14 protein-coding genes and 1 pseudogene are annotated in these 18,706 nt (G+C 61.6%); 14 read left to right on the top strand and 1 reads right to left on the bottom strand.

The window, feature by feature from the left end; all coding sequences use genetic code 11:
• Window positions 1-629: pseudogene (locus VGC77_RS10280) on the bottom strand (hypothetical protein); the annotation flags it as partial.
• Window positions 630-1,087: 458 nt separating this feature from the next.
• Here VGC77_RS10280 and VGC77_RS10275 point away from each other — a divergent pair.
• From VGC77_RS10275 to VGC77_RS10210, 14 genes are all read left to right on the top strand, one after another.
• Window positions 1,088-1,246: a hypothetical protein gene (locus tag VGC77_RS10275; RefSeq protein WP_331171467.1), complete on the top strand. Its 159-nt coding sequence runs from the start codon at window positions 1,088-1,090 to the stop codon at window positions 1,244-1,246.
• Window positions 1,247-1,288: 42 nt separating this feature from the next.
• Complete coding sequence (gene rfbF / locus VGC77_RS10270) at window positions 1,289-2,056, top strand: glucose-1-phosphate cytidylyltransferase (RefSeq protein ID WP_331171466.1); 768 nt, start codon at window positions 1,289-1,291, stop codon at window positions 2,054-2,056.
• Window positions 2,057-2,058: 2 nt separating this feature from the next.
• A complete protein-coding gene (gene rfbG, locus VGC77_RS10265; RefSeq protein WP_331171465.1) occupies window positions 2,059-3,141 on the top strand; it encodes a CDP-glucose 4,6-dehydratase in 1,083 nt (360 codons plus the stop codon).
• On the top strand, window positions 3,138-3,689 hold the full coding sequence (rfbC, locus tag VGC77_RS10260) for a dTDP-4-dehydrorhamnose 3,5-epimerase (protein ID WP_331171464.1): 552 nt from the start codon (window positions 3,138-3,140) through the stop codon (window positions 3,687-3,689). Before rfbG ends, rfbC (VGC77_RS10260) begins: the two co-directional genes overlap by 4 nt.
• A complete protein-coding gene (locus VGC77_RS10255) occupies window positions 3,686-4,912 on the top strand; it encodes a class I SAM-dependent methyltransferase (RefSeq protein ID WP_331171463.1) in 1,227 nt (408 codons plus the stop codon). The genes rfbC (VGC77_RS10260) and VGC77_RS10255 overlap by 4 nt, the downstream gene beginning before the upstream one ends.
• Window positions 4,909-5,769 carry an NAD-dependent epimerase/dehydratase family protein gene (locus VGC77_RS10250; RefSeq protein ID WP_331171462.1) on the top strand — a complete coding sequence of 287 codons (861 nt, stop codon included), beginning with the start codon at window positions 4,909-4,911 and terminating at the stop codon, window positions 5,767-5,769. Before VGC77_RS10255 ends, VGC77_RS10250 begins: the two co-directional genes overlap by 4 nt.
• Window positions 5,770-6,128: 359 nt before the next feature.
• Window positions 6,129-9,044 (top strand): hypothetical protein, encoded by a 2,916-nt coding sequence (locus VGC77_RS10245; RefSeq protein WP_331171461.1) that lies wholly within the window; start codon window positions 6,129-6,131, stop codon window positions 9,042-9,044.
• A 324-nt stretch (window positions 9,045-9,368) separates the two neighbouring features.
• Window positions 9,369-9,926, top strand: coding sequence for a dTDP-4-dehydrorhamnose 3,5-epimerase (gene rfbC, locus VGC77_RS10240; RefSeq protein WP_331171471.1), 558 nt, complete (start codon window positions 9,369-9,371; stop codon window positions 9,924-9,926).
• Between the two features lie 15 nt (window positions 9,927-9,941).
• Complete coding sequence (gene rfbB / locus VGC77_RS10235; protein WP_331171460.1) at window positions 9,942-10,994, top strand: dTDP-glucose 4,6-dehydratase; 1,053 nt, start codon at window positions 9,942-9,944, stop codon at window positions 10,992-10,994.
• 6 nt (window positions 10,995-11,000) lie between these two features.
• Complete coding sequence (gene rfbD / locus VGC77_RS10230) at window positions 11,001-11,894, top strand: dTDP-4-dehydrorhamnose reductase (protein ID WP_331171459.1); 894 nt, start codon at window positions 11,001-11,003, stop codon at window positions 11,892-11,894.
• An 8-nt stretch (window positions 11,895-11,902) separates the two neighbouring features.
• Window positions 11,903-12,784, top strand: coding sequence for a glucose-1-phosphate thymidylyltransferase RfbA (rfbA, locus tag VGC77_RS10225; protein WP_331171458.1), 882 nt, complete (start codon window positions 11,903-11,905; stop codon window positions 12,782-12,784).
• A gap of 258 nt (window positions 12,785-13,042) precedes the next feature.
• On the top strand, window positions 13,043-13,945 hold the full coding sequence (locus tag VGC77_RS10220; RefSeq protein WP_331171457.1) for an NAD-dependent epimerase/dehydratase family protein: 903 nt from the start codon (window positions 13,043-13,045) through the stop codon (window positions 13,943-13,945).
• Window positions 13,946-14,121: 176 nt separating this feature from the next.
• On the top strand, window positions 14,122-15,672 hold the full coding sequence (locus VGC77_RS10215; RefSeq protein ID WP_331171456.1) for a methyltransferase domain-containing protein: 1,551 nt from the start codon (window positions 14,122-14,124) through the stop codon (window positions 15,670-15,672).
• A 243-nt stretch (window positions 15,673-15,915) separates the two neighbouring features.
• Window positions 15,916-18,684 carry a rhamnan synthesis F family protein gene (locus tag VGC77_RS10210; RefSeq protein ID WP_331171455.1) on the top strand — a complete coding sequence of 923 codons (2,769 nt, stop codon included), beginning with the start codon at window positions 15,916-15,918 and terminating at the stop codon, window positions 18,682-18,684.
• Window positions 18,685-18,706: the final 22 nt, after the last annotated feature.

The following is an 18,706-nucleotide window of genomic DNA, read 5'->3' as shown; positions in this document are numbered from 1 at the left end:
TGGTTCACCAGGGTCTGAAACAGCTCGCGCAAATAACGCGGCTCGGTGTTGTAGGTCGGCGTCAGCACCGAAACCAGAAAACCTGCGTCCGAAATCCCAAGATGCGGCTCCGAACCTTCCGGATTGCATAGATCCGATAATGATCGGCTCGACTGATCACCGTCGAAGGCATTGCAGAAGCGGCCTTCCGCCAATCCGAAATGCAGGTAGTGATGTAGCGGCGGGACGCCCGACGCGCGAACGTCGCTGTATGTTTCCAGATACCAAGTCGCATCGAACTTCAGCCGTGCCGAGGTTGGATTGGGGTATCGCCCCTCGTTTGATCCGAAGTGAATGTAGTGCTGCACCGGATCGACGGCGGCGGCGCAGACGTCGGGATATTCCAGAATGTACCATTCGGCGTCGAATTCATGCCGCATGGCCAGCATCAGGTCGGACTCCGACTCGCTCAGCGTTTGCCCATTATTCACGCGGGCGCGAGGTCCAGGGGCCTTCAAGAAGTAAGACAAGGCGCGCTGCAGGCGACTGCGCGAATGAGCTGGAAGACGACGAACCATGGGCCGAAACGGTTCCAGCGCGCGTAAAACGATGTTTTCGACCAAAGCGGAGCGAGCGGGCTCAGTGTTCATTAACATACCTCGTACGCAGTTCGTGCTCAACGACGCCGTGTTGCCAAACCGAGACTTGGCGTCGCCCTGAACCACTCAAGGAAAACAAACAAAAGGCCGACGATCTCTAACATCGTCATTCATAAACTCGCTTGCCCGTATAGGCAACCAACTTGGACAACCATTGGGAGTGGCAGAAACATCACGGCGGGAACTTGAGCAAGTCATTGCTCGCGGGTGGAGATTCGTAGGCGCGAGTGGGCGGCGACAACAACGGCGCGGGTCGCAGAAAGTAGCTGCGTGCAGCACGACTCGCGCGTAATCGCAGCGTCGCGCCACATCCATAGTTGACCATCTTGATGCCGGCATGACATGCGAGCGGGCGGCTCGCCGGGCTGGTGATTCGATCGTCTGCGCGGCATGAGCGCGCTGCACCCAGTGTCGAATCGATGCAGAGCTGCTTCAGCGCGGACGCCGCCATGGCGCGGCATATCGCGGCCGCTTCCGGGAAAATTCAACGCAGGTCGCTGCTGATGCCGGGTCTTTCCGAGCCGATGCGCGGTCCGGTGGTGGCGCGGGGGATTTCGAGCGGGCCGGCTCGATTAGGCAGCCTTTTGTTGCAACAATGGGTTATTTGAAATAGGCGAAGGCCGGGACTGGTCGGGGTGACAGGGCGAGCTATGAAAGCGGTAATATTGGCGGGCGGCTTGGGAACGCGGATCAGCGAAGAATCCCATTTGCGACCGAAACCTATGATTGAAATAGGTGGCAAGCCGATCCTTTGGCACATCATGAAGATGTATTCCCACTACGGCATCGATGAATTCATCATCTGCCTCGGTTACAAAGGATACGTGATCAAGGAGTATTTCTCAAACTACTTTCTGCACATGTCGGACGTCACCTTCGACATGCGCAACAACAAGATGCAGATTCACCAGAAATTCGCCGAGCCGTGGACGATCACGCTGGTCGATACCGGGGAATCGACGATGACGGGCGGCCGCTTGAAGCGCGTTGCGTCCTACATCGGAGACGAGACGTTCTGCTTCACTTACGGCGACGGGGTATCCGACGTCGATATCGGACATCTTGTGGCCGAACATCGCCGCGCGGGACGTTTGGCGACGGTGACGGCGATCCAGCCTCCCGGGCGATACGGCGCGCTGATCATCGAGAACGACGCGGTGCGCTATTTCCAGGAGAAGCCCGCCGGCGACGGCGCGTGGATCAACGGCGGATTCTTCGTGCTGGAGCCGAGCGTCGTCGATTACATCGACAATGACGAAACGGTCTGGGAGCGGACGCCGCTGCAGCGGCTGGTCGCCGACAACCAACTCACCTCGTACCAACATAACGGGTTCTGGCAGGCGATGGACACGCTGCGCGAAAAGACCCATCTCGAAGAACTGTGGTCTTCGGGCAACGCGCCCTGGAAGACATGGTAACGATGTTCGGGAATGTTTACCAAGGTCGCAAAGTCCTCGTCACCGGACATACCGGCTTCAAGGGAAGCTGGCTCACGCTGTGGCTGGAGAAGCTGGGTGCGAAGGTCGGCGGCCTCGCCCTGCCGCCGGAGACCGTTCCAAATCACTGGAACCTGCTTCGGCTGAACACCGAATCGCATCACGTCGACATTCGCGACGAGGCCGCGCTTCGCGAAACCATCCTTCGGATCGCGCCCGAGGTGGTGTTTCATCTGGCGGCGCAGCCGCTGGTGCGGCGCTCCTATCAGAATCCGATCGAGACCTGGGCAACCAACGTAATGGGCACCGCGAATGTGCTGAACGCGTGCCGGCAGCTCGATCATCTTGCCGCCGTGGTCGTGGCGACGACCGACAAATGCTACGAAAATCGCGAATGGGTGTGGGGCTATCGCGAAATCGATCCTTTGGGCGGCCGTGACCCCTACAGCGCGTCGAAGGCCGGCAGCGAACTGGTCGCTGCGAGCTTCCGCAGCTCGTATTTCGGCGGTCCGGAGCAGGCGCTGATCGCCACCGGCCGCGCCGGCAACGTGATCGGCGGCGGCGACTGGTCGGAGGATCGGCTGATCCCCGATCTGGTTCGGGCCGTCACCGACCGCAAGCCGGTGCAGATCCGTTCGCCGCACGCCACCCGACCCTGGCAGCACGTGCTGGAATGTCTGTCGGGCTACCTGCTGCTCGGGCAACGCTTGATCGAACGCGATCGGGCGTCTGCCGACGCCTGGAATTTCGGACCGGACCATGAGGGCAACCAGCCGGTGGTCGCGGTGCTGACCTCGCTGAAGCAACACTGGCCCGCGGTGGCGTGGGAGGTGCTCGCGCAGCAACAGCTTCACGAAGCATCGCTGCTGCAGCTTGACAGCAACAAGGCGCGATCGAAGTTGCAGTGGCGCCCGGTGTGGACGTTTCAGGAAGGCGTTGCCGCCACGGCGGAATGGTACCGCGCCTGGACCGAACGGCAGGAGGTCATCAGCCGCCACCAACTGGATCGCTACATCGCGCTGGCGACCGGCCAGGGCCTGTCCTGGACCAAAGACGCGCGGTCATGAACATCTCGGCCACCGCCATCGCCGGGGTGTGGATCGCCGAGAGCACGGTGCGGCAGGATCACCGGGGCGCGTTCTCCAGATTGTTTTGCGCCGAGGAGGAGAGCTCGTTTCTGCAAGGTCGATCGATCGTCCAGATCAACCTCTCTCTCACCACCGCGGCCGGCGCGATCCGCGGCCTGCATTTTCAGCACCCGCCCCGCGCGGAGATGAAAATCGTCAGATGCCTGCGGGGGCGGGTGTTCGACGTCGCGGTCGATCTGCGCAAGGGCTCGCCGAGCTTCCTGAAATGGATCGCGGTCGAACTCGCGCCCGACAATCATCGGGCGCTGGTGATCCCGGAGGGCTGTGCGCACGGCTTCCAGGTTCTGGAAGCGAACTCCGAATTGCTTTATCTGCATACCGAGTTTTATTCCCCGGCTTGCGAAGGCGGCGTCAGGTTTGACGATCCGATGGTCGGCATTGATTGGCCGTTGCCACCGCGAGACTTGTCTGAAAGAGATTTGGGCCACCCGCCGCTGGCTGGGAGCTTCGAAGGACTGAGCATATGAAGTGCCGTCACTGCCAAACCGAGCTGCAGCACGTTTTTCTGGACCTCGGCCATGCTCCTCCGTCGAACGCTTATCTGTCGGAACAGGCCTTGCACGCGCCGGAAGTGACCTTCCCTCTGAAGCTGTTCGTTTGCGATCATTGCTGGCTGGTTCAGACCGAGGATTACGCGCGGGCCGACGTGCTGTTCACCAGCGACTATGCCTATTTCTCGTCGACCTCCGCGGGATGGCTGGCTCATGCCAAAGCGTATTGCGAGAAGATCACCCGAAAGCTCGCTCTCAACGCCGACAGTTTCGTGATCGAGGTCGCCTCCAATGACGGCTACCTTCTGAAGAATTTCGTCGCCGCCGGGATTCCCTGCCTTGGCATCGAACCGACGGCTAGCACCGCCGACGCGGCTGAGCGTATCGGCGTGCCGGTGCTGCGGGAATTCTTCGGGACCGCGACGGCGACGGCGTTGGCAAAGCAAGGACGAACTGCCGACCTGATCTGCGGCAACAATGTCTACGCCCACGTTCCCGATATCAACGATTTCACCCACGGGCTCCGCATCGCGCTGAAACAAGGCGGCACCATCAATCTGGAATTCCCGCATCTCAAGAACCTGATCGCGCAGAACCAGTTCGACACCGTCTATCACGAGCACTTCTCCTACCTGTCGCTGATCGCGGTGGACCGTATCTTCAAGGCGGCCGGGTTGCGGATCTTCGATCTTGAAGCGTTGCCGACCCATGGCGGAAGTCTCCGCGTCTATGGTTGCCACGCCGATGATCCGCGTCCCACCGCCGATGCGGTCTTTGCCATGCTCGCCGAGGAGCAGGCGTTCGGATTGCAGGACCTCGCAGTTTATCGGAATTTTCAGCAACGCGCGGACAAGGTGAAGAACGACTTCCTGGCGTTTCTGATCGAGCAGAAGCGTGCCGGCAAGACCCTGGCGGCCTATGGCGCCGCCGCCAAGGGAAATACCTTGATGAATTACGCCGGGCTGAAGCGCGATCTGATCGCCTTCGTCTGCGATGCGGCGCAGTCGAAACAGAACAGATTCATGCCGGGCAGCCACATTCCGATCTGTCACCCCGCCGAATTGGCCCGCCACAAACCGGATTGGATCGTGATTCTCCCCTGGAATATCGCGGCGGAAGTGGCGCAGCAGCAAAAGGACGCCAAGTCGTGGGGCGGCCGCTTCGTCGTCGCGGTGCCCGAGATCAAGGTTCTGCCGTGAAAGTCCTGGTGACAGGCGCCACCGGCTTTGTCGGGCGGCATGTCGTCAAGGAATTGCTGCGCGGCGGCCATTCGGTCGTCGCGCTGGCACGCGACGTCGAACGCGCGAAAGCGATGCCGTGGCATTCCGACGTCGAATTCGTCGCCTGCGACCTGACCGGCATCGTCCAGCCGGTTCTGGAACGCTGTCGGCCCGAGGCTCTGATTCACCTGGCGTGGTCGGGGCTGCCGAATTTCCGAAGTTTCTTTCACATCGAAAAAAATCTTCCCGCCGACATGGTTTTTCTCAAGGCCTGCGTGGACTTCGGACTGCGCCAGGTGATGGTTGCCGGGACCTGCCTGGAATACGGCCTGCAGTTCGGCCCGCTCACCGAAGACATGGAGACGAGGCCGCGCACGCCCTATGGCTTTGCCAAGGATAGCCTGCGCAAGACCTTGCAGTTTCTGCAGCGGGAGAGCCCGTTCCAGCTGCAATGGATGCGGTTGTTTTACATGTATGGCGAGGGCCAGAATGAAAACAGCCTGCTGGCGAGTCTCGATCGCGCGATCGATCGCGGCGATGCGGTTTTCAATATGTCGGCGGGAGATCAGCTGAGGGACTATCTGTCGATCGACGAGGTCGCGCAGAACTTCCTGCTGGCACTCGAAAGCCCGGAGCAATGCGAGGGCGTGGTGAACTGCTGCAGCGGACGTCCCATTTCCGTTTTCGACTTGGTACGACAGCGATGCGAAGAGCGATCGAGCAGCATCCGGCTCAACAGAGGCTATTATGACTACCCGGATTATGAACCGTTGGCGTTCTGGGGAATCCCGGACAAGCTGGAAACGCTGACGCGGATGGCCCATCGCCGGGAGTAGTGACAGGGCTGTATTGACGACGATCGGCTGAACCGAGCATTTCAATGGCGCCGCCCCAATTATCGCGTCGCGTGCGAGTGAGCATGCCGATTGGCAGGCTGCCTGAATAGACCAGACGTGCGGCAACGGCGTTGCGCTCTGGCGCAGCTTTCCACCACTGCGGCGAGATTAATCGTCATCGCAAGATCGATTGTTTCGGCGGGAAGACGATATTGCGTGAGCATTTTCTCAGGAGATCAGCGTTGATTGACAGTTTGACCCGCCGTTCCGTAAGCGTGCTTGCTGCCGCCCTGGTGGCTGCGAAATACGCCATCTACGGCGCGTTCCTCGGAGCGTCCGCGCTTCGAGGCGTTTCCAGCGTGCGAACGCTGTCGGCCGGAACGCTGACCATCGTCGGGCCGGCCGACAAGGCGCGCGATTATGCCGCCGCCGGCGGAGCGATCGTCTTGGCGTTGATCGCCTTCATCGCGATGTTCGAGCTGTTCGAATGGCTGCGCCGCAACGTGTCGCCGCTGACCATCACGTCGTTGCAGCAGAATCTCATTCTGGCGAACATTCCTGCGGTGTTCGCGGCCTCCGGCTTGCTGTTCGCCACCCGGATCGACGTTGTCATCGTGCTGTATTCGACGGTGGCCGAGACGGTGCTGCTGAGCTGCCTGTTCGGCCGGATGTTGCGCAATCGCCAGGCGTGGGCGGTGGCGCTGAATTTCAACTGGGTGCTGCCGTTTCTGGGGTTCGGCCTGCTGGCCGGGGCGCTGACCGTCCCGAGTTGGGCCGCGCTGCTGGCGGCGACGACGCAGTGGCCGATCGAAACGCTCGGCGTTGCGACGATCTCCTCCGTTCTGGCCAAGCTGTCGTTGATCGGCTGCGGTATTCTCAGTGTGATCGTCTTCTCGCAAGCCGACGTTAAATCGATCGCGCGTTACGGATGCCTGGCGCTCGGCTTGGCGCAGGCCTGCCTGTTGGCCGGCGCGGTCCGGCTGATCGGGCCGCTGATCAAGACCGGGACCAGCCTGGACTATCTTCTGCAGGTCTCGCTGTTCGGCGCACTGTGTCTTGGCGTGTTAATGATCGCGTCGATCGTGCGGACCTTGCGCGCGAGTGCCGCGGCCTGGCGGCTGCCGGATGCGCTGCCGAATCTTGCAAACGGCAGCCTGTTGAATCCGGTGGCGGTAGCGCTTGCCGCGATCACCCTCAAGGTCAGTTTCGATCTGCCGACGTTCCACCTGCTCGACGACTATCACACCGGCGAAGCCGCGCTGCCGTTCTGGGCGCTCATCAAATTCCACATGCTGCCCTATGTCGATCTGTCGCCGGCGCGGGGATGGGTCAATCTGGTGTACGGCGCCTTCGGCGAATTGATGTTTCGGCCGGGCTGGGTGAATTACGGGTTCATGGCGCCCTATTTGGCGTTCTGCGTGTATGTGTTTCTTTTCGTCGCGTTGCGGAGCCTGACCGGGCCGTGGCTGGCGTTCTTTCTGGTCTGCATCGCCCCGGCGCCCAATAACCTGTCCGAAATCGATCTGGTGATCACCGGATTGTTGGCGGCGATCTGCATCAGCAGCTTGAAACTGCGGCCGGCGACATGGCTGATCTTATGGGTGATCCTGGGCACCGTCGCGGTGTTGTTCGCGCCGGGGCAGGGCGGCCTTTTGGTGCTGGCGACAGCGTTCCTGGGCGCTTTCCGCTTCGTCGAGGCGGTGCGCGGCGATCGGGCGGTGCTGTTGCGAAACTTGGCGCTGCTGGCGTGTCTCGGCGGGGTGCTCTACGCCTTCACGCCGCTGGGCGCGATGATCGGAGGGGCGATCCGCTACGGACTCGAGCAGTCATCGGCCAACACCGCGATGAATGGCATTGCCTGGAGGCCCAGTGCCCACGGCCTGCTCTGGGAAATCTTCCGGATCTCCTGGATCATCGTCACGATTGGGATCGGCATTGCGGTCTATCTCGGGATTCGCCAGGCGCGGCCCGCGACGGTCGGGCTGGCGGCGTTTCTGCAACCGCGCACCCTCAACGTCATCATCGGGGTGCCGATCTTCCTGTTGGGCGTGTTGTTCATTCCACGCGCCGCAGGCCGCATCGATCCGGGGGAAATTTCCAGGCTCGGCTTCGCGAGCCTCTGGTTTCTCACCATCCTGCTTCCGCTCTATGCATTTATGCGGTCCCCGTCTGGAAACTCTCGCCGCGTTGCGATCGCGCTGGCGTCCGCGGCGCTCGCCGGCGCGTTCGCCCCGCTGGTCAACTATAGCTGGAGCATGAATCCGTTCGACCGCATGATGGCGGTCGACAGCCCGGCCGACGTCCAGCATGGCGAGCAGGCCGGTCTGCCGCGGCTGGGGGCCTTTCTCTGGGATCCCGAATGGGTGAAAAAGCGCGCGGCGTTGAAGGCGTTTCTCGATGCCAATATCGCCGCAAGCGATACGTTTCTCGATCTGACGAACCGCAGCGGGCTTTACTATCTGTTCGATCGGCGTCCGCCGATCGAGGGCGCGGTGTACAATCTGACCAACGTCAATCAGGAAAAGCGGGCGATTGCCGCGCTTGTGCAACGCCCGCCGGCGTTGGCGCTGGCGGGTCCGGACGCGGTGCTGCACGACGGGGCGCCGGTCGGATTGCGGTCTCCGCTGTTGTTTCGCTACGTGATCGAGAACTACCGGCCGATCGAAGGCGGCGGAGGGATCTGGCTGAAACCGTCCTCATCGCCGGGCGAAAGTCCCGACCTCACGCGCTCGCAACAAGAACTCGATCTGTTGACGACAGCGCTGGTGCTGCGCGATCTGGGCGCGTTGCCGCGAACCTGGGGCAAAGTCTGGAACCGGCTTGCGCCGCAACTGGCCTTGCAAAGGACGGTGGCGTTTACGGGCGCCGGCTTGCACGACGCGTCGCAATCCGCCGACGGGGCGATCACCGCGCAGGGGCCCGACCCCTTTGCGGTGGTGGACCTGTCGAGGCTCGACGTGGTCGGCTCGGACATGGGGATCATTTCATTCAATTTTGAATGCCTGGCCGCCACCCCGGCGTCGGCTCTCGAGCTGTTCTGGACGACGGAGCAAGCGCCATCGGTCGAGACCAAGCGATCGGTCAGCTTTCACGCCCACAACGGCCGCGTCGTCGTTCCGGTCGACGCCTTTCCGGCCTGGGTGCTGGGAGGTAAGATCACATCATTGCGGTTCGATCTTGTGGATCGCGCATCTTGCGGCTCGTGGCGTATCGCCGATCTGGCGTTGTCGCAGCGGTCCGATCTCCAAGAGCTTCGCAGGGCATCGCGGCCCTAGGTTTGCTACATGTCTCGAATCGTCGCGGATGGCATTGCCGAACTGATATTCGCTGCCTCGGAGTGCCGGGCGAGTGATTTTGCGATCGATCCCGCGCCCCGCGGCGGCGTCCCGCGGCCGCGCTGCGCGCCGCTGGCGTGTTGCGCAACGGCCTGAAAGTGGCTAGAAACCGCCTGCGAGACGGGAGCGTTCGCGACACTGTGCCGCGCGTCTGAGATATGACTGCGAGCAGCATCGGTAGATAGATCGTCGAGCCTGAAATCGCGAGCGAAGCGCGTGGCTTCCAGGTCTCGCGGAATTTTCATGGCTTGAGTTGTGCCCGAGATGCAGATTGAACGTTTGGAATTACCCGACATCCTGTTGGTGACGCCGACCAAGCACGGCGACCAGCGCGGCTTCTTCTCCGAAACCTATCGCGCGGACCTGTTTGCCAAGTTCGACGTCGACGCCGTTTTCGTCCAGGACAATCACGTTCACTCGGCGCAAAGGGGCGTGCTGCGCGGTTTGCATTTTCAGCTTCCACCGCATGCCCAGGGAAAGCTCGTGCGTTGCTCGAAAGGCGCGATTCTCGATGTGGCGGTGGACATTCGCGGCGGGTCGGCGACCTTTGGTCGCCACGTCGCGGTCGAACTGTCGGCGGACAATTGGCGTCAGTTGTGGGTTCCGCCGGGCTTCGCCCATGGCTATGTGACGCTGCAGGACGATTGCGAGGTGATCTACAAGGTCACGGATTATTACGCACCGGAGTGCGACCGCGGCATCGCCTGGGACGATTCGTCCCTGGCCATCGATTGGCGATTGGCGGCAGCGGACCTTATCCTCTCCGATAAGGATCGTAAGCAGCCCCGCCTCGATGCCGCCGCTCCGCCTTTTTCAGTCTGATTTCAGGAGCGCAAGATGCGGGTTCTGGTTACGGGCGGCGCGGGCTTCATCGGATCGGCGGTCTGCCGGCATTTCGTCGCCGATCTCGGCCATGACGTCGTGGTCATCGACAAGCTGACCTATGCGGGCAATCTGGCCTCGCTGCAGCCGGTGGCCGGCAGTCCTCGCTACGCGTTCGAACGCCACGACATCTGCGACGCCGACGCCGTCAGGGCGATCTTCGCCAAGTATCAGCCGGATGCGGTGGTGCATCTCGCCGCCGAAAGTCACGTCGACCGCTCGATTTCCGGCTCCGACGTTTTCGTCAAGACCAACGTGCTGGGCTCCTTCACGCTGCTTGAGGCGGCGCGACGCTACGTCGCTTCGGGCCGCGACAACGCAGCGACCGAGTTTCGCTTCGTCCACGTCTCCACCGACGAGGTGTATGGATCGCTCGGCGATGACGGCCTGTTTACAGAAACCACACCCTACGACCCCAGCTCGCCCTATTCGGCCACCAAGGCGGCATCGGATCATTTGGCGAAGGCCTGGCAACGGACCTACGGCTTGCCGGTGATCGTCTCCAACTGCTCGAACAATTACGGTCCCTATCACTTTCCGGAAAAGCTGATCCCGCTGATCATCCTCAACGCGTTGGATCGCAAGCCGCTGCCGGTCTATGGCGACGGTTCGAACATTCGCGATTGGCTCTACGTCGAGGATCACGCCCGCGCGCTCGGCATCATACTCGCCAAGGGCCGCCCGGGTGAAACCTACAATATCGGCGGCCGCAACGAACGGAAGAACATCGACGTGGTGCGGGAAATCTGCAACTGGATGGACCGGCTGCGTCCCGATGGCGCTTCGCATCATGATTTGATCAGCTTTGTGACCGATCGTCCCGGCCATGATCAGCGCTATGCAATCGACGCCAGCAAGCTCGAGACCGAGTTGGGCTGGCGCGCCCACGAGACCTTCGAAACCGGAATCGAAAAGACCGTGCGCTGGTACCTGGATCGGGCTGACTGGTGGGAGCCATTGCGCAACCGTGTTTACGCCGGGGAGCGGCTTGGCCTTGTCAAATCCTGAGCGATCATGAGGCTTTATGTCATCGGTGGCGACGGTCAGGTGGCGCGGTCGCTGCGCGAAGCAGCGGCGCTGCAACCGGACATCGTGTACGGCTACGGCGCTCGGCCGCTGGTCGATCTGCAAGACCCGTCGTCGCTTGAAAACGCGATCGGCAATTTCAAGCCGGACCTGGTGATCAATCCGGCGGCCTATACCGCGGTCGACAAGGCCGAAGCCGAGCCGGATCAGGCCTTCGCGATCAACCGCGACGGCGCGCGATCCATTGCGCGGATTACGGCGAAGCTGGGTATTCCGATCATCCAGTTGTCGACCGACTACGTTTTCGACGGCAACAAACAAGGGGCCTATGTCGAGAGCGATCCGGTGGCACCGCAGGGAATTTACGGCCGCTCCAAGCTCGAGGGTGAAATCGCCGTCGGCCAAGCCAATCCAAAGCATATCGTGCTACGCACGTCGTGGGTTTACGCGCCGTTCGGCAGCAATTTCGTCCGCACCATGCTGCGCTTGTCGGCCGAGCGCGACCGGCTGCGTGTCGTCGATGATCAGCATGGATGTCCGACCTACGCGCCCGATATCGCCAACGCGATCCTTGCCATAGGCCGAATCTGGGGCGATTCAGGCTGGAATTCACGCTTCGCAGGTGTTACGCATCTTGCCGGTCCGGAGGTGATGACGTGGTGCGATTTCGCGCGGGCGATTATCGCCGGCGCTGCTTTACATGGTGGGCGAACCATCCCGGTTGATCCGATTACCACTTCGGAGTATCCGACACCTGCATCAAGGCCGTTGAATTCACAGCTCTCAACGGCGAGGCTGAATTCCCTGTTTGGCGTTCATCTTCCGCCGGTGAAGACGTCGCTCGGCGACTGCTTGGACCGGCTGCTACGGCAAGAGGCATAGGGGGCATCGTGAAGGGGATCATTCTGGCTGGAGGGAGCGGCACGCGGCTCTATCCCATGACGTTGGTGACATCGAAGCAGTTGTTGCCGGTCTACGACAAGCCGATGATCTACTATCCGCTGACCACCTTGATGCTGGCGGGCATCCGCGAAATTCTGATCATCTCGACGCCGCATGACCTGCCGCTGTTCCAGTCGCTGTTGGGTGACGGACAGCGCTGGGGACTGTCGCTATCTTACGCCGAGCAACCGAAGCCGGAAGGCTTGGCGCAGGCGTTCATCATTGGTGCGAAATTTGTCGAGGGCGGCCCCTCGGCGCTGGTGCTCGGCGACAATATCTTCTTCGGTCACGGCCTTCCCGAACTGTTGAAGCATGCCGCCGCGCGCGCCGTCGGCGCCACGGTGTTTGCCTATCATGTGTCCGATCCCGAGCGGTATGGCGTCGTTGCCTTTGACAAGACGGGAAGGGCCACCTCGATCGAGGAGAAGCCGAAACAGCCGAAATCCAACTTCGCCGTCACCGGATTGTATTTCTACGATCAGCAGGTGGTCGATATCGCCGCGAACATCCGACCTTCGGCGCGCGGCGAACTCGAAATCACCGACCTCAACCGAGTCTATCTCGACAAAGGGCAATTGTCGGTCGAGCGAATGGGACGCGGTTTTACCTGGCTGGATACCGGGACGCCGGACAGCCTGTTGGAGGCCGGGGAGTTCGTCGCGACCCTGGAGAAACGCCAGGGCTTTCGGATCTCCTGCCCCGAAGAGGTGGCGTTCAATCAGGGCTTCATCGATCGCGAGCAGATGGCGCGGCTTGGCGTTGAACTCGGAAAAAGCGACTACGCGCGCTACGTCTCTGGACTTGCCGCGTATCCGTCGGACATCTGGTGAGCGAGGCGGCGGCGTGGCGCACAACGTTCGCCGCTGCGGTTGCCGATCGCCGCTCCATCGGCCCAACCCGATTCGGCCGTGGCGCGTCGGAATCGCCCTAGAGCTATTCCGGTTCTGATAGAATCAGAACTGGAACTCTAGATTGTTAATTTGACGCGTTTTCTTCACGCGAACCGGGACCCACTTCGCTCGAAAACGCTATAGCATCGTTTTGCGACAGACCGCGAGGCTGAGTTGAATCACGCAAGATCATGTGTCGTGCTCGGCGGCGGCGGATTTATCGGCACAAATCTGTGTCGCCGCTTGGTCCGGGAGGGTTGGCGGGTCCGCGCCTTTGGCCGGCGGTCGGCGTTTCGCGCGCAGATGGAAGGCGTGGAGTGGTACGAGGGCGATCTGTCCGACGCGACCTCGCTGATCAATGCCGTGCAATCGGTGGATGTCATTTTCCATCTTGCCAATTCCGCGACGCCGCAATCGGCCAATGCCAATATTGCTGCTGATGTCCAAAGCAACCTGCTACCATCGCTGGCGTTGCTCGATCTCGCATCGAAGCAGTCGATCGGACGGATTGTGTTTGTGTCGTCGGGGGGGACGATCTACGGCCCGTCCGCGGTGATACCAACGCCGGAGTCGGCGCCGACCGATCCGATGACCGCCTACGCGATCAGCAAGCTCGCCTTCGAGAAATATTTGGCGCTCTACGGCGCGATCCACGGCCTGCAGTATCGGATTCTGCGCGTCAGCAATCCTTATGGTCCGTTCCAGAAGACCGGAAAGAACCAGGGGCTGATCGCGGCGCTGATTTCGCGCCGCCTTGCCGACGACGACATTGAAATCTGGGGTGACGGGTCGGTGGTTCGTGATTTTATCTATGTCGACGACGTGGTCGATGCGATGCTGGCGGCGGCGGACCATCACGGCAACGAGCGCATTTTTAACATTGGCAGCGGCGAGGGCAAAAGTATCCGCGATATTATCGGCGCGGTGGAAGCTCAACTGGGGAGTCTCAGCACGGTCTGGAAGCCGAACCGGCCGGTCGACCTGCCGGTGTCGATTTTGGCGATTGACCGCGCCAAGCAAGCGTTAGGCTGGTCGCCGAAGATTTCGTTGCAGGAGGGCATCGCGCGAACGATCGCTTGGTGGCGCAGCGAGCATCCTTGAACGAACCTCGGCGGCTTGTGCAACAGCCGGGTGGTCGGCTTGCGCCAGCGCTGAAAGTTGCCTAACCTCTAGTTGAACAGAGCCGCAATGCCCCCCCCCTTGGAAGCACCCTCGCGAGCCGTTTCGAAAGAATATCGAATATCCCACCCCTGGATGCCTCCTTTTCTGGTTGAGCGATGGTGAATGAAATTCTTGAGATTCCGGCTCACGAACAGGCTTTAGCCTGGACGGGCGAGAGAATGGTGCCCGGTCTCGGCGGCCGGATCGAGTTCGAGCACTATCATCGTTATTTGCTCGCGCGGGAATTCTGTCGTGGCAAAGCGGTTCTCGACGTCGCATCAGGTGAGGGCTACGGCTCGGCGTTCCTGGCGCAGGTCGCCAGCACCGTTGTCGGAGTCGATGTCAGCGACGTTGCCGTGGCGCATGCCCGCGCAGCCTATGCCGGCCAGCCGGGGCTGTCGTTTCACTGTTCCGATGCGCTCAGCATTCCGCTGCCGGACCACTCGGTCGACGTCGCGATTTCGTTCGAGACCATCGAGCATCTCGATCGGCAGGACGATTTCATCACCGAGATCAAGCGGGTTTTGAAGCCCGACGGGTTGTTCGTCGTCAGCACGCCTGACCGCGACGTCTACAACGATTTGGACGAGCCGCCGAATCCGTATCACGTCAAGGAGCTGTCGAGAGACGAGTTCTCGCAACTGATTGCCCGGCATTTCCCGCAACACGGGATCTTGGATCAACGCGTGATCGCCGGGTCGGCGATCTGGCCGCGGGGGGAGCCCAAGGGCGACTGGCGTCCGTGGATGTTCGAGCGACGGGACCGGACGAGTTTCCAGACCTCGCATGAAATTCCCGCGGCGCGCTATCTGATCGCCTTGGCGTCGGCGGCGGCCATTCCATCGCTGCAGCCCAGTCTGTATTTCGATCAGAACTTTTTCGACGAATTGGACAACGCCGGCGGCGCCGCTGCGAACCTGGGTGGCGCCGGCAATCTGGCCGCGGGGCCGCTTGGGCTGATCGCGTCGACGCAGCAGGACTACATCCGCAGGTTGAACGAAGCCGAGCAACGGCTCAGCAGCCTGAGCGACATCCGGACTGAACTTACCGGACAGCTGGCGGCCGCCGATGCCCACGCGATGCATTCGGTCGCGCAGATCGAGGCCAGCAGAACCGAGATCAACAACCTCAATGAACGCCTACAGGCGCTGACCGGACAAATCGCCGCCAGCAACGAACAGCTCGCGATTGTCGGGATTCGCCTGAAGGCGGCCGAGGCTCAGCGCGAGGATAACCAGGAGACCATTCGGAGGCTGAGCCTCGAGCTCGAAGAGCTCAAGCTCGGGGCGCTGGAGCGCGCCGATGCGTCGCTCATGGCTGACCAAGAAGACCCCGGGCGCGAGGCCTTGCGCAATCTGGTTCGTCAGCAGTCGAGCATCATTGAGCGCCTCAACCATGACCTTCGTACCGTTCAGAGCGAACGCGCCCGTCAATTCGAAAATGTCCGCCTGCATGCCGACGCCACCGAGCTCAGCCAAAGCGAGTTTCGCGAAATTGTCAGGCAGTACGAAGCTGAGCGAGAGGCAAACGAGCGGCAACTGGCGGACCTTCGCCAGCAGTATGATGTGGTGCTAACTCGCTATCAGCGCGTGGCGTCGCTGGCCAAATGGCTGCCCGGTTCGGTGAAACGCTGGATCAGGCGTGGGCTGACGCGGTTGGGCCGGTAACGGACGGGCACGGGAATTGATCTTGGGATCGGGATGCAAATTGCAGCAGGCGCCGCGCAGCTCGCCTGCAGAGACGATGTCGGGCGTGGGCTGTTGCGTGCCGGGCTTGCTCTGTCACAGCTTTTTTCAGCAATTGCGCCGCCCGGTGCTTGCCTCGCCGCGGCGGGCAAAGCAGGGTTCTGATCGGGTTTTTGTTATTTTGGTTGCGAGATGAATATTGATCTAACCGGGCCCGAACGCTTGATGATCAAGGAAACGGGGCTCTTCGAAGACGTCTATTATCGAGCGCAGGCGCGACTGCATCCGACACAGGATGCGGTGAACCACTATCTGCAACAGGGCTGGATAGCTGGATTGTCGCCGCACCGCGATTTTGACGGCGCTCTGCTGGCCTCCTATTTCGAGTCGGCGGGATTCTCCGGGCCGCCGCTGTTGACGTTGGCGGTGCTGCAGATGGCCGGATGGCCGGTCTACAAGAATCGCGACGAGCTCGATCGGTTCGCCGAGGTCATGCGGCTCAGTCCGTTGTTCGATGTCTCCTATTATCGCCAGCAGGTCGGGGCGGCGCTGGCGGGTCTCGATCCGGTGCTGCACTATCTGATTGTCGGCGAACAGCTCGGGTTCAGGCCGTCGGCCGGGTTTGATCCGGTCTACTACGCGGAACGCTACGCCGACGTGGCCGGCGCGCGCTTGAATTGTCTGTATCACTTTGTGGCGAATGGACAATATGAGAACCGTTGCGCGTTGTCGGTCGCCGACCGGCAGCCGATCGACCTGACGCGGTTCTCACCCGCGAAGCGGACCGTCGTCGTGGTCAGCCATGATGCGTCGCGAACCGGCGCCCCCATTCTGGCCTTCAACATCGCCAAACAGCTCGCCGAAAATTACAACGTGGTGGTGATCCTGATGCACGGTGGGGCGCTGGTCGGCGATTTTGCCGCGATCTCCTCGCACCTGATCGTCATCAAGGACGGCGAGCGCACGCCGACCGAACTGAAGTTCTTCGTGAAGAGCATCTTGAACGCCCGCAAGGTGCGGTTTGCCGTCGTCAACAGCATCGAGTCGCGCGATATCGTGCAGCCGTTTTCGAGGTGCTTCGTTCCGACGCTGATGTTGATGCATGAGTTTTCATCCTACACGCGGCCGTTGGAGTCGGTGCGCCAGGCGCTGTGCTGGGCGACCAAGATCGTCTTCTCGGCGCGGCTGGTGCTGGAAGCGGCGGTCAGAGAACACCCCAATCTGGCCGATCTGGACTGTCAGGTGATCCCGCAAGGGCTGTGCGACCTGACGGGTCTGTTGCCGATCAAGGCGAAAAAAGACGAGTCCAAGGAACTGAAGAAGGCGATGCGTCCGGAAGGGCACGAGAACGATTTTGTCGTGCTCGGCGCCGGCTCTTTGCACATTCGCAAAGGCATCGACCTGTTCTTGATGACCGCCGCGGAGGTGTTGCGACGGGCGCCGCAGCTGCCGGTTCGGTTCGTGTGGATCGGCCACGGCTACGAGCCGGATCGCGACATGAGCTATTCGGTCTACATCCGCGAGCAGATCCTGCGCTCCGGCTTGAACGATCGGGTCAGTCTGCTCGATGAGGTTGTCGGTTTCGAGAACGCCTATGCCAACGCCGATGCCTTCTTTCTGTCGTCGCGGCTCGATCCGCTGCCGAACGTGACGATCGACGCGTCGATTCATGGCCTTCCGGTGATCTGCTTCGATCAGGCGAGCGGCTTTGCGGAGATCCTGCTGCGCGATCCGGTCGCCAAACTCACGGTGGTTCCGCATCTCGATGTCGGCGCCGCCGCGAGCGTGATCATGGAGCTATCCAGCGATGCCGGGCTGCGCCAGCGTCTCTCGGAAGCGACGCGCGCGCTCGGCCACGCCACCTTCGACATGCGCCGCTATATCGGCCAACTCGAAGACCTTGGGCTGTCTGCGATCGGCGCGGTGTCGCAGCGCTTGCAAGACTTCCATACGATCCGAAACGATCCGCTGTTCGATGACACGATCTTTCTGCCGCCGTCGAGCCGCGGCGAGTCGCGCGACGACGCGATCAAGCGATTCCTCGCCTATTGGTCCTCGACCCTGATGGCGCCGTCGCCGCTGCAGATCCTGCCGGATTTCAGACGGCCGTTTCCCGGGTTTCATCCGCAGCTCTATGCCGAGCGGAATGAGCCACTGACGCCCGGCAGCAACCCGCTGGCGGATTTCATTCGCCGCGGCCAGCCTGAAGGGCCGTGGCTGCACAGCGTTTTCCGGCCGATCCCCGGCGACAACAGGCTGAGCGGGCCGACCAAATTGCGGGTCGCGATCCAGGCGCATTTCCACTACCCGGAACTCATCGTCGATTTCCTGGCCAAGCTCGGGGCCAATCAGCATCGATGCGACTTGTATTTGACAACCGACACCATCGCGAAAGCCAAGTTCCTTGAAACGGCCACCGCGAAATACGATCGCGGTTGCGTGGTGACCAGGGTGGTACCGAACCGTGGGCGCGACATCGGTCCGTTTCTCACCGCGTTCCGGCAGGAACTCGTGGGCGGCTATGACGTGATCGGGCATTTTCACGGCAAGCGCAGCCTGTCGGTCGATCCGGCGGGCGGCGAGACCTGGCGGGATTTTCTTTGGCATCACCTGATCGGGGATCTCTACCCGATGATGGATTTTGTGCTGCATCGCTTCGAGGATGACCCCGGGCTCGGCATGGTGTTTGCGGAGGAGCCGCATATCGTTGGCTGGAGCAAGAATCGCGGCCTCGCCGAGCAGCTTGCAAGGAAAATGAACATCGCCCTGCCGCTGCCGCAGTTTCACGAATTCCCGGTGGGCACGATGTTCTGGGCGCGGGCGGAGGCGCTGGCGCCGATGTTCAGCCTCGATCTCGGCTGGGAGGACTATCCGGAGGAGCCGATCGACGACGACGGCACGGTGCTTCATGCGCTTGAACGGCTGCTGCCGCTGGCGGCCGGCCATGCCAATCTCAGCTTTGCGACGACCTATATCCAGGGCGTCAGCCGGTGAGCCGTGCTGGCCGCGAAGACGA

The organism is Rhodopseudomonas sp., assembly GCF_036404135.1.
Lineage (GTDB): Bacteria > Pseudomonadota > Alphaproteobacteria > Rhizobiales > Xanthobacteraceae > Rhodopseudomonas_A.
This window is presented reverse-complemented; position numbering and strand designations above follow the sequence as displayed.

Bases quoted from the DNA above. Each gene is read 5' to 3' on its own strand.
- rfbD (WP_331171459.1), top strand. From the start codon at position 11,001: ATGAGGCTTTATGTCATCGGTGGCGACGGTCAGGTGGCGCGGTCGCTG.
- rfbB (WP_331171460.1), top strand. From the start codon at position 9,942: ATGCGGGTTCTGGTTACGGGCGGCGCGGGCTTCATCGGATCGGCGGTC.
- rfbF (WP_331171466.1), top strand. From the start codon at position 1,289: ATGAAAGCGGTAATATTGGCGGGCGGCTTGGGAACGCGGATCAGCGAA.
- VGC77_RS10210 (WP_331171455.1), top strand. From the start codon at position 15,916: ATGATCAAGGAAACGGGGCTCTTCGAAGACGTCTATTATCGAGCGCAG.
- VGC77_RS10275 (WP_331171467.1), top strand. From the start codon at position 1,088: ATGGCGCGGCATATCGCGGCCGCTTCCGGGAAAATTCAACGCAGGTCG.
- VGC77_RS10215 (WP_331171456.1), top strand. From the start codon at position 14,122: ATGGTGAATGAAATTCTTGAGATTCCGGCTCACGAACAGGCTTTAGCC.
- rfbC (WP_331171464.1), top strand. From the start codon at position 3,138: ATGAACATCTCGGCCACCGCCATCGCCGGGGTGTGGATCGCCGAGAGC.
- VGC77_RS10255 (WP_331171463.1), top strand. From the start codon at position 3,686: ATGAAGTGCCGTCACTGCCAAACCGAGCTGCAGCACGTTTTTCTGGAC.
- rfbC (WP_331171471.1), top strand. From the start codon at position 9,369: ATGCAGATTGAACGTTTGGAATTACCCGACATCCTGTTGGTGACGCCG.
- rfbG (WP_331171465.1), top strand. From the start codon at position 2,059: ATGTTCGGGAATGTTTACCAAGGTCGCAAAGTCCTCGTCACCGGACAT.